The following is a 12,443-nucleotide window of genomic DNA, read 5'->3' on the forward strand; positions in this document are numbered from 1 at the left end:
ATGACCCACGGGGAGAGCGCTATGTTGATGCAGACCCTATCCAAGGCCGGCGTCCAGCCGCAGGCCCTGCCGAACACCATCGGTGTGGACACCCCTTTGTTCGCCAATCAGGTGGAAAAAACCTACAGCAATGGCACCCATGCCTTGAGCCGCGTGAAACTGGCGATCGAGCGCGGCGAGTTCGTCTCGCTCTTGGGCCCGTCGGGGTGTGGCAAAAGCACCCTGCTGAAAATGTTCGCCGGGCTCGAACAGCCCTCCGCCGGCCATGTGCGCTGGTGGGGCAAGGATGCCCCGGGTACGGACCACCACGCAGGCACACCGGGGCGCAGCCTGGCCATGGTGTTCCAGGAAGCCACCCTGATGCCATGGGCCAAAGTGCACGACAACGTGCGCTTGCCCCTGGACTTGGCCGGCGCCCCCAAGGCCCAGAGCCAGCCCAAGGTGCAAGCCGCCCTGGAACTGGTGGGGCTGGGCAAGTTCGGCGACGTTTACCCGCGGGAGCTCTCCGGCGGTATGCAGATGCGCGCCTCCATTGCCCGGGCATTAGCCACCGAACCCAATCTGCTGCTGATGGACGAACCCTTCGGCGCCCTGGACGAGTTCACCCGCAACAAGCTCGATAGCGACCTGCGCCAGCTCTGGCTCCAGCGCGACCTGACGGTGGTATTCGTGACCCACAGCATCTTCGAGGCGGTGTACCTGTCTTCGCGGGTGGTCGTGATGGGCGCGCGTCCCGGTCGAGTGATCGCCGATGTAATCATCGACGGCCCACTGGAGCGCGACGAGGCATACCGCACTTCACCGGCGTTCATCGAGCAATGCGCGCACCTGTCCCGACTCCTGGCCCAGGCCAATGGCGACCCTTCCTGAGAGCATTATCATGAGCCGACCCTCTACTCCCTGGCTACGCCACCCTTCTGTACTACGCATCGTTTCACCACTACTGGTTGGCGCCTTGCTGCTCGGCGTCTGGCAACTGGCATGCATCGCCTGGAAAGTCCCGGTGTACCTGGTACCGTCACCGGCCGATATCGGCCGCACCCTGGTCGCCGATGGCCCGATGCTGCTGGGGGCACTGTGGATGACCCTGAAGATCACCTTCCTGTCATTCGCCCTCGCCGTGGTCATCGGCACGCTGGCGGCGTTCGTGTTCGTGCAGAGCCGCGTCGTGGAGGCCAGTCTGTTTCCCTACGCGATTCTGCTGCAGGTCACGCCGGTCGTGGCCATCGCGCCGCTGATCATCATCTGGTGCAGCGACACGACCTTGGCGTTGGTGATCTGCGCCACGCTGGTGGCGATCTTCCCGATCATCGCCAACACCGTCCTGGGCCTGCGCAGCGTCAACCCTGGCCTGCTCAACCTGTTCCACCTGAACCGCGCCAGCCGCTGGCAAGTGCTGTTGCGCCTGCGCATTCCCAGCGCCTTACCGTGCTTTTTCGCTGGGTTGCGCATCGCCAGCGGCTTGGCATTGATCGGCGCGGTGGTGGCCGAGTTCGTCGCCGGTACGGGCGGCACGGGTGCGGGCCTGGCGTATCAGATCCTGCAAGCGGGATTCCAGCTCAACATCCCCCGCCTATTCGCCGCCCTGGTGTTGATCGCCCTGACCGGCGTGGCGCTGTTCAGCCTGATGGCTTTGCTGGCTCGGTTGAGCCTGCGCCACTGGCACGAAAGCGAACTGGGCTGACTTCCATGCAAAACGCCGTACTGGCTATGGAGACGAACATGAATCACACCAACAGCTGGCTGATCCGTAACGCCAGCGCCATCCTCACTGGCCTGCGCGGCGGCGCCGCGCGCCATGTGGGGCCGGACATCCGCATCACCCAGGGGCGAATCGCCGCCCTGGGCTCGCTGCAACCGTTACCAGGTGAGCAAGTGCTCGATGCCACCGATTGCGTGGTGTATCCAGGCTGGGTGAACACCCATCACCATCTGTTCCAGTCCTTGCTCAAGGGCATTCCCGCTGGCATCGACCAGAGCCTCGGTGCCTGGTTGGGGGCCGTGCCCTATTGCTATCGCGGGCTGTTCGATGAGCACAGTTTCCGCTTGGCCGCACGGGTCGGGCTGGTGGAGCTGGCCCGCTCCGGCTGCAGCACGGTGGCCGACCATCATTACCTGTACTTGCCAGGCATGGCCTTCGACAGCGCACAGATCCTCTTCGAAGAGGCCGAGCGCCTGGGGCTGCGCTTCGTCCTTTGCCGGGGCGGCGCAACCCACGTACGTCAGGCTGAAGGCCCCGCGACAGCCGGACCTGAGACCCTCACGCAGTACCTGGACGATGTTCAGCGCCTGGTGCAGGTCTACCATGATCCCGCCGACGATGCCTGGCGGCGTGTGGTAATGGCGCCGACCAGCCCGCCCTACTCCATGCCGCCCGAGCACCTGCGCGAGACCGCCCGCACCGCGCGCCGCCTGGGCATCCGCCTGCACAGCCATTTGAGCGAAACCGTGGAGTACCAGAACGAAGTCCATGATCGCCACGGCCTCTCGCCCGTGGTGTTCTGCGCGGAGCAGGAATGGCTCGGGCCGGACGTGTGGTTCGCGCACCTGGTCAAGCTGAGCGCCGAAGAAATCCAGCTGCTGGGCGCCACCGGCACCGGCATCGCCCACTGCCCACAAAGCAATGGCCGGCTTGGCAGTGGTATCGCAGATATCGTTGCCATGGAGGCTGCAGGCATGTCGGTTTCGATCGGCGTGGATGGCGCTGCCTCCAACGAAGCCTGCGACATGATCAGCGAAACCCACGCCGCCTGGCTGATGCAAAGGGCCAAGGCCGGCGAACGCGCCATGGCCCGCCATGCTGGCGGCGATCTGGAGGGCGGTGCCCATGTCGCCAGCGTGGAGGACGTTGTGCGCTGGGGCACAGCAGGTGGCGCCCAGGTGCTGGGCCTGGACGCCATCGGCACGCTGCAGGTCGGCATGGCGGCGGACTTGGCGATCTACCGCCTCGATCAACCCCGCTACTTCGGTCTGCATGATCTGGGCATCGCGCCAGTGGTTGGCGGTGGCCGTCCGACGCTGCGGGCATTGCTGGTGGGCGGCCGCCTGAGCGTGGAAAACGATGCGCTTCCTGGCTTGGACCTCGCCGAACTGGGCAGCCAGGCACGCCAAGCTGTACTTCGTCTGCAACAGGCCGCGGGGGTACGCGCATGAGCTGGACGCCTCTGCAGGTGCGGGCCCTGCGCCTCGAAGCCGACGACGTGCTAGGTGTGGAACTGGCCCCGCCGAGTCCTGCTCCCCTGCCCTTCGACTGGGCACCCGGTGCTCATGTGGACCTGCGCCTGGGCAATGGCGTGGTACGCCAATACTCAGTGGTCAGCCTGCCCGAGGACGGTCATGTATACCTGGGCATCAAGCGCGAAAAAGCCTCCCGCGGCGGCTCGCAATGGCTGCACGAGCACCTGCGGCTGGGTGCCCGGGTGGAGGTGGGCCTGCCGCGCAACTTCTTTAACCTGCAACCTGGCACTGGACAGGTCGTCTTGGTGGCCGCAGGCATAGGAATCACGCCACTGCTCGCCATGTACCGGCAATGCCAAGCGCAAGGTCGGTCGGTGCGCTTGCTGTTTTTCACCCGCGATGCCAAACAGGTGCCTTTTGTCCAGTACCTCGATGCGAATACCGAGGTTCATGCAGGCTTGCGCGCCCCGATGATCGCCGGGTACCTGGAGGAACACCTGCCGGCCTGGGACGGCAGCGCAAGCCTCTATTGCTGTGGCCCTGCAGGTTTCATGGATTGTGTTGAGCACGTCGCGCTGGCAAGCGGCTGGCCAACCACGGCGCTTCATCGCGAACATTTCCAGGCCGCAGAACCCTCCTTGCACCTCGACCGTCGCTGCACACTGGTGCTACAGCGCAGTCGTCTCCAGGTCGAGGTGCAACCGGGCGAAAGTTTGGTACAAGCAGCATCGCGGGCTGGCGTGGAGCTACCCGTGTCATGTGGGATGGGTATCTGCGGCGCCTGTGTCAGCCGGGTCATCGAGGGGCAGCTTGATCACCGCGACGAGTACCTCAGCGATGCCCAGCGCAACAGCGGAGAATGGATAACGCCCTGCGTATCGGGCTGCCACAGCGCCCGGTTGGTGCTGGACGTTTGACCATCGCCCGCAGCTGCCCGACGGCCAACGGCTGACGGCAGCTGCGCACGCCCGCTCCTTTCGGCCCATGGCTTTGTCCCTAATCGAAGATCGCTACCGCCCGGACGAAGCCGGCTGAGGCATGCCGGATCTTGTAAGGGAAGCAACTTACCAGAAACCCATCCGCCGGTAGCTGCTCCAGATTGGCCAGCTTCTCCATCTGCCCATAGCCGATATCACGCCCGGCCTTATGGCCCTCCCAAATGATCGAGGCGTCGCCCGTTTCACTGAAGCGTTCGCGGGTGAACTTGAATGGCGCATCCCAACTCCAGGCATCGGTACCGACCACCCTCACCCCGCGCTCCAGCAGGTACAAGGTCGCCTCGCGGCCCATCCCCACTCCGGCTTCGAGATAGCCTGGCTGGCCGAACAAGCTGCCCGCGCGGGTGTTGACAAGCACGATCTCCAGCGGCTGCAGCTCATGACCAATACGCGCAAGCTCCGCCTCGACCTGCGCCGCATTGACCACGTGGCCATCCGGCATATGACGAAAATCCAGCTTCACCCCCGGCTGCAGGCACCACTCCAGCGGCAGTTCGTCGATGCCGAAGGCCGGCTTGCCACCGTCGGTGGTGGATGCGTAGTGCCAGGGCGCGTCCATGTGAGTACCGCTGTGAGTGGTGATCTGCAGGCGCTCCGCCGCCCAGGACTCGTCGCCCGGCAGGTCCTCCTTGCGCAGCCCGGGAAACATCGCGGCCATCTCCGGCCAACCCTGCTGATGATCCATATAATCGATCTTCGGCAGCAAAGGTGGCGGATCAGTGTAAGGGTTGTTGTCCAGGGTGACAGACAGGTCCAGCAAGCGACGTGTGTTCAAGCTCATACGAGGATTCCTTTGCGGATGGCCGCGCGACGGGTGTGGCGCGGCGGCAAGTCGAGGGCATTACGCAGCAGGCCGGCCACTGAACCGTCGTGGCAGAAGCCCAGTTCGCGGGCGAACGAGGTACGCAACGGTGGGTAGCGGCCAAACAGGCTTTCGAGCTGGGGATCGGGGGCGAAGGCGATGCGCTCACGGTTGGCCTCGCCAACAACAGCCGCCAGCCCGGCCAGCACCTGGGCGATGGTCAAATGCAACACAGGCAGTTGCCAAACCCGCTGGCTGCCCGGCGCTTCCAGCTCGGCGGCGTGCAGCAGGTTGTCCACGCAACAACGGGCCGACATCCACCAGGCGCTCGCTTCGGGTGACACCGGGCAGGTGTAGGCCTCCCCGGCCACATAGGCGTGCAACAGGTCGCTCATGAACGCCGAGCGCAGACCATTCGGCTCGCGCGGGCGAGCAACGATACCGGGCAAGCGCAAGGCGCGGCCGTCAACCTCGCCACGGCGGGCAAGGTCCTGCAACGCGATCTCCACCATGCGTTTGTGCGCCGCATAGGACAGCTGCGGCGACGCTGGCTGGCCTTCGTCCATGCGCGTCGGCAACTTGCCGCCGTACACCGCGACGCTGCTGGCGTACACCAGCACCGGTGGACAGAGGGGATTACGCAGTTGGTCGAGCAGCTCCAGGCTTGCTTGAAGGTTTACCTGGTAACCCCGTTCGTACTGCGCCTCGGCAGCGCCGCCAGGCACGCTGACGAGATGGAAGACCACGTCGACACCGTCAGCCAGCACCCGACGCAGCAAGGCCGCGTCAGTGACGCTACCGTGATGACGACGCAGGCGCGCGTCTTCGGGCAGGCCATCCAGTGCCTGATCCAGCGCCAGCAGTGCCTCGATTCGCCGCCCGCGCAGCTCGCCCAGGTCCAGCAGGCGCTGCACCAACTGGCGCCCGACGAAGCCATTGGCCCCGGTGACCATCACTCGCATGGCCAGCCTCCCCGCACCACGCGCTGGTCGATGGCCCCGAACAGCACCTCGCCCTCGGGCCCGCGAGCCTCCATGCGCACCCTGTCGCCAAAGCGCATGAAGGCCGTGCGCGGCGCACCGCAGGCGATGGTTTCGATGGCGCGGCGCTCGGCGATGCACGCCGAGCCCACGCTGCGCTCGGCGTTGGACACGGTGCCGGAGCCCAGTAGCGTGCCCGCACTCAAGCGTCGCGTCAGCGCCGCATGGGCAATCAACTGGTGGAAACCGAAGTGCATGGCGCCGCCATGGGGATGGCCGAACCACTCGCCATTCCAGTGCACGTGCAGCGGCAAGTGCACCCGGCCGTCGCGCCAGGCCTCGCCGAGTTCGTCCGGGGTGACCGCGACGGGCGCGAAACTGCTGGCGGGCTTGGCCTGGAGAAAGCCGAAGCCGGTCTTCATTTCCCGCGGTGCCAGGGCCCGCAGGCTGACATCGTTGAGTTGCAGGATCAGGCGAACATGCTGCAAGGCCTGCTCCGCCGGGCATCCCATGGGTACGTCATCGAGCAACACCGCGAACTCGCCCTCGAAGTCGATGCCGTGGGCCTCGCTGGGCAAGGGAATGTCCGCGAGTGGCCCGAGAAAGTCGTCGCTGGCACCCTGGTAAATCAGTGGTGTGTGCTCGACGCCTTCGATCGGGTCCAGGTTGAAGGCCTTCTGCATCAACGCGCCATGGCTGAGGAAGCACGAGCCATCCAGCCATTGGCTGGCACGCGGCAGGGGCGCAGCCAGTCGAGCGAGGTCGAGCGCGAAGGCACCCGCAACCGCATCGTCGTTGAGCTGCTGATACAGCGCCTGCAAGCGGGCTTCGACCTGGGGCCAGTTTTCCAGCGCGACCTGCAAGCTGGTGGCGATGTCGCTGGCATCGACCGCATGCCCGAGGTCACGGGCCACCACCAGCAGGCGACCATCGCGGCTGCCGTCGTCGAACGTGGCGAGCTTCATGGCAGCAGCTCCTTGAGCGTCTCGGCATAGCGCCCATCGAGCAGGATGAAGACCATCCGGGCCATCTGTTCGCTGCGGTTGCTCCAGGCGTGGTTGGTACCGCGCTGGACCACGATATCGCCCCGTTTGAGGTGGACTTCGCCATCGTCCAGCACCAGCCAGACCTCGCCCTCGGTAACGATGCCGTAGTCCAGGGTTTCGGTGCGGTGCATCAGCTTGTGCTTCGAATCGGCTTTGCCCGTGCCGGCACTCGCCTCGCCGATCTCGGCGAAGGCAGCGGCAGCATCTTCGGCACTGACCTGGTTCTGCACGCTGTCGGGCGGTATGTCCACCACGCGAATCACGCTGCCCAGCGGCCCAGGGCTCAATTGCAGCGGCTGCGCTGTCGGATCATTGCCGTTGTCCAGTGTCGCCGGGCTGCCGACACTGTTCCAGACTTCGTAGAAGAGGGTGCCAGGCACCGCCTTGAGTGGGAAGTTGTTCGGTGTCGGGCCGCAACTGGCGACGACCGCCTGGCCCTCGGCATCGTGGCCGGTGACTACACGTTTGAATGCAGGAAGCGATTGCATGCTGTCTCCTTTCAATTGCCGTCGCCGATGGTCGAGCCACCGTCGACAATAAGATTCTGTCCGCTGATGAACGCTGCGCCTTTAGCCATGGCCGGTAGCTGCGTGCTGGTCAGCCACATGGCGCTGCGCAGAGAGCGAGTGGCACCGGCTCGCCCGCCAAGGAAAAGTTCGTTCATCGTGCACCTGCCACCGTCACCGCGCGCCGGTGGCGCATCAAGGACAGGCACACAGGCGCCAGTAGCAGTTGTCCGATGGCGACCAGCAGCAGTGCATGCGGCAGTTGCGTAGCCACACCAGCGGTCAATGCCAGGACGATCAATGGACTGACGAACTCACCCGCGAAAATCGCCGAAGTGAACCCACCCGTGGCACGGCCGCGCTGATCGAAGCCAACCTGCTGCATCACCAGGGTGATCAGCGTCGGCAGCAACAGCCCAACACCCAGGCCGTTGATCAGCACCGCCAGCACCACTGGCGCGTGGCTGCTCGCCAGCGCCATCAGGCCGCCACCGAGCCCCGCCGTGGCAAAGCCCAAGGCCAGCAACCGCCCAGCCGGCAAGCGCGCCAGTAAGCGAAAAGCCAGTGCGCCGGCCAACACGCCGAGCTGGTTGGCGCCCATGGCCAGGCCGACCTGACGGGGCGCATCTATGTGCAGTAACTGCAGCACGTAACCGGCCTGTACCGGGACGATGAACAGGCTGACGCCAGCCAGCATGGTGAGCAGGTATAACGGCGTCAGGGCCGCCCATGGGAAACGTGAATCGACGTTGGCTTCGCTGGCGGTCTGGCAGGCACGCGGCTCCCACAACAGCAGGGCCATTAAGGGCAGGCACAGCGCACCCACCGCATAGAGGGTGAACGGGGTACGCCAGTCGCTTTCCCCCAGCGCACCGCCCACGCCCATGAACAACGCCGCCGCCAACGAGGTGACCACCATCTGCAAAGCGAACAACCGCGCCCGGCGCTGGCCGTCGAAGTAGTCACCCATCAGCGTGGTGCAACAGGTCATGATGCCGGCTTCGGCCAAGCCGATGCCGGCGCGGCTGGCGACAATCAGCACCAGCGAATCCAGCCACAACGGCAGCAAACCGCACAGGCTGTAGAGCAACATGCTCGCCAGCAGCAGTGCTCGCCGCCCCACTCGGTCTGCCAACACCCCGGCCAGCGGCGCCAACAAGGCTATGACCAGTGCCGGCAACGTCAGGGCCACCGGCACCAGCACGGCCACGCCCGGCGTCTCGGCAAAATGCGCGTGCATGCGGGGTAGCACCGGTGCGATGAGCACCGCCCCCAGGACGGGCAGGCAACTGCCGAACAGCAGCAAGGCAGCCTGGGCGCTTCCGGCGGTGCGTTCAGCGGCCATGGCTCACCTCCTCCAGTGGGCGAAAACTGGCGCCCTGCTCCAGCATCCCGCTGCTGTGCTCGCGCCTTGTGTGCTTATGCGCCGGCAATGCCAGCTGCTCGGTACAGGCCTTGCGGTGCGGCAACAGGAAGTAGGCCAACGCCGGCAGCAGGATCAATGCGCCGACCATGTTCCAGACGAACATGAATGCCAGCAGCACGCCCATGTCGGCCTGGAACTTGATCGGCGAGAAGATCCAGGTACCAACGCCGATGGCCAGGGTGATACCGGTGAGCATGACCACCTTGCCGGTGAACAGCAGCGCGCGGTAATACGCCTGGGACAGGCTCGCGCCTTGGCGCAGCTGGGCCAGCACGATGCTCATCACATACAGCGCGTAGTCCACGCCGATGCCGACCCCAAGGGCGATCACCGGCAGGGTCGCCACCTTCACGCCAATACCCAGCGCCACCATCAGCGCTTCGCAGAGGATCGAGGTGAGTACCAGTGGCAGCACCGCGCAGAGCACCGCGCGCCAGGAGCGGAAGGTCACCAGGCAGAGCACGATCACCGCGCCGTAGACCCACCAGAGCATGTCGCGGTTGGCCTGCTTGACCACCTGGTTGGTGGCAGCCTCGATGCCTGCACTGCCGGCAGCCATGAGGAAGCTGGCCTGCTCGCTGTCGTTGGCCTGGGCAAACGCCTGGACGCTGTCGACCACCCGCGCCAGGGTGTCGGCCTTGTGATCGTTCAGGTAGGCATAGAGCGTCAGCAGGCTGCAGTCGTCGTTGTACAGCCCGCGCGGGGCACCGGCGGTGACCATGTTCAGGGTCGCCTGGTTGTTGACCAGGTCATACCACTTCGGGCTGCCTTCGGAGAGGCCGACCAGCACCCGGCGGTTGAGCAACGCCAACGAGTTTGTCGAGTCCACGCCCTGCAGGCCACGCAGTTGCCAGTCGAGGTCATCCACGTGTTTCAAGGTGCCGTAGGCCGAACAGCCACCGGGGGCGGTGCGCACCATCACCGCGAACACATCGCTGCTGGCGCCGTAGTGCCGGGTGACGAAGGCATTGTCGCGGTTGTAGCGCGAATCGGCGCGCAGCTCGGGAGCGCCGGCGTCGAGGTCGCCAACCTTCAGGTGCAGGCTCACGGCGTAGCCCCCGGCAGCCATCAGCGCAGCGACTGCGATGCACGCCGCCGCCCAGCGCCGGCGGGTGAACAGGTCGAGGAAGCGCCACACCGCATGCTTGCCCGCTCCGCTGGCCTCGGCCTCTTCAGCGCGCAGGCTGCGCCGCGCCGCACGGGCACTGACGCCCACGTAGGAGAGCAGCACCGGCAGCAGAATCAGGTTGGTGAAGATCAGCACCGCCACGCCCAGGCTGGCGATGACGGCCAGGTCCTGGATCACCTGTATCTGAATGATCATGAGCACGGCAAAACCGACCGCATCGCATAGCAGCGCGGTGAGCCCGGCCAGAAATAACCGGCGGAAGGTGAACCGCGCTGCCACAAGGCGATGCATACCGCGGCCGATGTCCTGCATGATGCCGTTCATCTTCTGGGCGCCATGGCTCATGCCAATGGCGAACACCAGGAACGGTACCAGCACCGAATAGGGGTCGAGCGCGTAACCCAGCAGTGGCAGCAGGCCGAGCTGCCAGATCACTGCCACCAGCGAACACACCACGACCAGCGCGGTGCTGCGCACACAGCGGGTGTACCAGTACAGCACGGCGGCGGTGATGGCAATGGCGGCGGCAAAGAACAGCAGGATCTGCCGCAGGCCGTCCATGAGGTCGCCGACGACCTTGGCGAAACCGGTGATGTGGATCTCCACCCCCTGCGCCTGGAAGCGCTCGCGCAGGGTTTCCAGCTCATGGGCGAAGGCCGTGTAGTCGAGGGCCTGGCCGTCCGGGGTCTTCTCCAGCAGCGGCACGTAGACAATGCTCGAACGCTGGTCGAAGGCCACAAGTTGACCAATCTCGTTGGAGCGTTCCACGTTGCGCTTGAGCGCTTCCAGGCTAGCGGCAGCGCCATCGTAGCCGTCGGGCACCACCGGGCCACCTTCCAGGCCCTCCTCGGTGACTCCGGTCCAGCGGGTGGACGGCGTCCACAGCGACTTCATCGCCGCACGGTCGACGCCAGGCAGCAGGTATACCGCGTCGTTGAGCTGCTGCAGGCTGTGCAGGTAGTCCTTGTCGTAGATGCTACCGCGCGGATTGGCCACGGCGATGCGCACCGCGTTGCCCAGGCCGGCGAGTTCCTGGCGGTGCTCCAGATAGTTGTGGATGAACGGATGATCGCGCGGGATCATCTTCTCGAAGCTGGCATTGAGGGTCAGGCGCGAGGCCTGCCAGCCGAGCAGCAAGGTCGCCGCCAGGCACAGCAGCAACACCAGCACACGGTGGTTGAAGAGCGCACGTTCCAGCAGCGAGCCGGACGCGCTGTCGAAGTCGTCGAGATGGCCGCTGGAAGGCGCAGATGAATTCATGACGTGCATGGTTCAGTCCGTCGTGGTGGAAAGAGAGGAAGGTTCCAGGCGGCGCGCACCGGCCATGCCGACGGCGACGATGGAGCCATCGGCGGCGGTGGTAGCGGCGGTCAGTGGCAGGCCATCGGAGACCGCCACGGGCTGGGCGACAAAGGCGCCGAGGCCGCTGCGCAGGAGCATCCCTGCCTGGTTGGCGAGCAACAACTGGCCACCGGCGACGCGCAGGCCGTTGATCGATGCCGGGATCGGGTTGGCTAGCGCCTGGAAACTGTCGCCACCGTCGTCAGAGGCGAACAGCGAACCGCGCAGGCCGCCGAGCAGCAGACGGCCATCAGGCAACACGGTGGCGGCGAAGTAGCTGCCATCGTAGGGCCCGTGCAGCGCCTCGTAATGCTCACCGCCATCACGCGAGCGAAGCAGCAGGCCCTGCTCGCCGGCGATGTACACCTGGTTGCCTTGGCGCGCCAGGGCATACAGGTGCAGTCCACGCCCGTTCGGCAGTCGGCCGATCTCCGACTGCCAGCTGCGCCCGCCGTCGGCGGTGCGCATGGCCAGCCCGTAGGCACCCACGACCAGGCCGTTGCGGGCATCGGTGAAATTCAGGGCCAACAACGGCTTGTCCGCGCCGTCAGCCAGCAGCCGTTGCGCCGCCGCCATGCGACGCTCGTCTGCGGCAGCCTCGGCTGCCTGCACCTCCAGGGCGGCGGCGCGCTTGCCGTCGAGCTGCACGCTCCAGTGCTCACCACCGTCCTGGCTGTGCAAGACCACGCCGGCATGGCCGACTGCCCAGCCGTTGCGGGCGTCGATGAACTGCACGGCGGTCAGGCTGACACTCACCGGCACGGCAGTGGCCTGGCGCCAGGTGGCACCATTGTCATCGGACAGCAGTACCACGCCACGTTCACCCACCGCGACCAGGCGTGCATCGGCCCGGGCCACATCCTGCAACACCGCACGCAGGGCCTGGGGGCCGTGCAGCGCGGGCTGCGCGAGCACATCCACGCTGTCACCGGCGAACGCCGGCGGCAGCCCGCAACAGGCTGCCAGCAGCCAGCCGTAGAGCATCTTGTTCATCGCACGCAACCTTTTGTTCTTAGAGTCGGTACAGCACCTGCGCAG

12 protein-coding genes are annotated in these 12,443 nt (G+C 65.8%); 4 read left to right on the plus strand and 8 right to left on the minus strand.

Features of this window, described 5'->3' with window-relative positions:
• Positions 1–21 precede the first annotated feature (21 nt).
• The 4 genes from ACZ889_RS18020 (at position 22) to ACZ889_RS18035 (ending at position 4,094) form a co-directional block, all read left to right on the plus strand.
• A complete protein-coding gene (locus ACZ889_RS18020) occupies positions 22–870 on the plus strand; it encodes an ABC transporter ATP-binding protein (RefSeq protein ID WP_180690065.1) in 849 nt (282 codons plus the stop codon).
• Between the two features lie 85 nt (positions 871–955).
• Positions 956–1,684 (plus strand): ABC transporter permease, encoded by a 729-nt coding sequence (locus ACZ889_RS18025; protein WP_014862030.1) that lies wholly within the window; start codon positions 956–958, stop codon positions 1,682–1,684.
• A 38-nt stretch (positions 1,685–1,722) separates the two neighbouring features.
• Entirely contained in the window at positions 1,723–3,153 is a 1,431-nt protein-coding gene (locus ACZ889_RS18030) for an amidohydrolase family protein (protein ID WP_180690064.1), read from the plus strand.
• Entirely contained in the window at positions 3,150–4,094 is a 945-nt protein-coding gene (locus tag ACZ889_RS18035) for a PDR/VanB family oxidoreductase (RefSeq protein ID WP_180690063.1), read from the plus strand. The genes ACZ889_RS18030 and ACZ889_RS18035 overlap by 4 nt, the downstream gene beginning before the upstream one ends.
• Positions 4,095–4,173: 79 nt before the next feature.
• Here ACZ889_RS18035 and ACZ889_RS18040 read toward each other — a convergent pair whose 3' ends face one another.
• The 8 genes from ACZ889_RS18040 to ACZ889_RS18075 are packed head-to-tail and all read right to left on the minus strand — an operon-like array spanning position 4,174 to position 12,398.
• Complete coding sequence (locus ACZ889_RS18040; protein ID WP_180690062.1) at positions 4,174–4,956, minus strand: cyclase family protein; 783 nt, start codon at positions 4,954–4,956, stop codon at positions 4,174–4,176.
• Positions 4,953–5,939: an NAD-dependent epimerase/dehydratase family protein gene (locus tag ACZ889_RS18045; RefSeq protein ID WP_476257645.1), complete on the minus strand. Its 987-nt coding sequence runs from the start codon at positions 5,937–5,939 to the stop codon at positions 4,953–4,955. The genes ACZ889_RS18040 and ACZ889_RS18045 overlap by 4 nt, the downstream gene beginning before the upstream one ends.
• A complete protein-coding gene (locus ACZ889_RS18050) occupies positions 5,930–6,922 on the minus strand; it encodes a fumarylacetoacetate hydrolase family protein (protein WP_010954090.1) in 993 nt (330 codons plus the stop codon). The genes ACZ889_RS18045 and ACZ889_RS18050 overlap by 10 nt, the downstream gene beginning before the upstream one ends.
• Positions 6,919–7,491 (minus strand): cupin domain-containing protein, encoded by a 573-nt coding sequence (locus tag ACZ889_RS18055; RefSeq protein WP_014862035.1) that lies wholly within the window; start codon positions 7,489–7,491, stop codon positions 6,919–6,921. Before ACZ889_RS18055 ends, ACZ889_RS18050 begins: the two co-directional genes overlap by 4 nt.
• Before the next feature lie 11 nt (positions 7,492–7,502).
• Entirely contained in the window at positions 7,503–7,667 is a 165-nt protein-coding gene (locus ACZ889_RS18060; RefSeq protein ID WP_180690060.1) for a hypothetical protein, read from the minus strand.
• Complete coding sequence (locus tag ACZ889_RS18065; protein WP_476257646.1) at positions 7,664–8,854, minus strand: MFS transporter; 1,191 nt, start codon at positions 8,852–8,854, stop codon at positions 7,664–7,666. The genes ACZ889_RS18060 and ACZ889_RS18065 overlap by 4 nt, the downstream gene beginning before the upstream one ends.
• Positions 8,844–11,333, minus strand: coding sequence for an efflux RND transporter permease subunit (locus tag ACZ889_RS18070; RefSeq protein WP_476257647.1), 2,490 nt, complete (start codon positions 11,331–11,333; stop codon positions 8,844–8,846). The genes ACZ889_RS18065 and ACZ889_RS18070 overlap by 11 nt, the downstream gene beginning before the upstream one ends.
• A gap of 3 nt (positions 11,334–11,336) precedes the next feature.
• Entirely contained in the window at positions 11,337–12,398 is a 1,062-nt protein-coding gene (locus tag ACZ889_RS18075; RefSeq protein ID WP_180690057.1) for a WD40/YVTN/BNR-like repeat-containing protein, read from the minus strand.
• Positions 12,399–12,443: the final 45 nt, after the last annotated feature.

The organism is Pseudomonas sp. TE3895 (assembly GCF_056278855.1).

Bases quoted from the DNA above. Each gene is read 5' to 3' on its own strand.
- ACZ889_RS18050 (WP_010954090.1), bottom strand. From the start codon at position 6,922: ATGAAGCTCGCCACGTTCGACGACGGCAGCCGCGATGGTCGCCTGCTG.
- ACZ889_RS18040 (WP_180690062.1), bottom strand. From the start codon at position 4,956: ATGAGCTTGAACACACGTCGCTTGCTGGACCTGTCTGTCACCCTGGAC.
- ACZ889_RS18060 (WP_180690060.1), bottom strand. From the start codon at position 7,667: ATGAACGAACTTTTCCTTGGCGGGCGAGCCGGTGCCACTCGCTCTCTG.
- ACZ889_RS18030 (WP_180690064.1), top strand. From the start codon at position 1,723: ATGAATCACACCAACAGCTGGCTGATCCGTAACGCCAGCGCCATCCTC.
- ACZ889_RS18055 (WP_014862035.1), bottom strand. From the start codon at position 7,491: ATGCAATCGCTTCCTGCATTCAAACGTGTAGTCACCGGCCACGATGCC.
- ACZ889_RS18070 (WP_476257647.1), bottom strand. From the start codon at position 11,333: ATGCACGTCATGAATTCATCTGCGCCTTCCAGCGGCCATCTCGACGAC.
- ACZ889_RS18035 (WP_180690063.1), top strand. From the start codon at position 3,150: ATGAGCTGGACGCCTCTGCAGGTGCGGGCCCTGCGCCTCGAAGCCGAC.
- ACZ889_RS18020 (WP_180690065.1), top strand. From the start codon at position 22: ATGTTGATGCAGACCCTATCCAAGGCCGGCGTCCAGCCGCAGGCCCTG.
- ACZ889_RS18045 (WP_476257645.1), bottom strand. From the start codon at position 5,939: ATGCGAGTGATGGTCACCGGGGCCAATGGCTTCGTCGGGCGCCAGTTG.
- ACZ889_RS18065 (WP_476257646.1), bottom strand. From the start codon at position 8,854: ATGGCCGCTGAACGCACCGCCGGAAGCGCCCAGGCTGCCTTGCTGCTG.
- ACZ889_RS18075 (WP_180690057.1), bottom strand. From the start codon at position 12,398: ATGAACAAGATGCTCTACGGCTGGCTGCTGGCAGCCTGTTGCGGGCTG.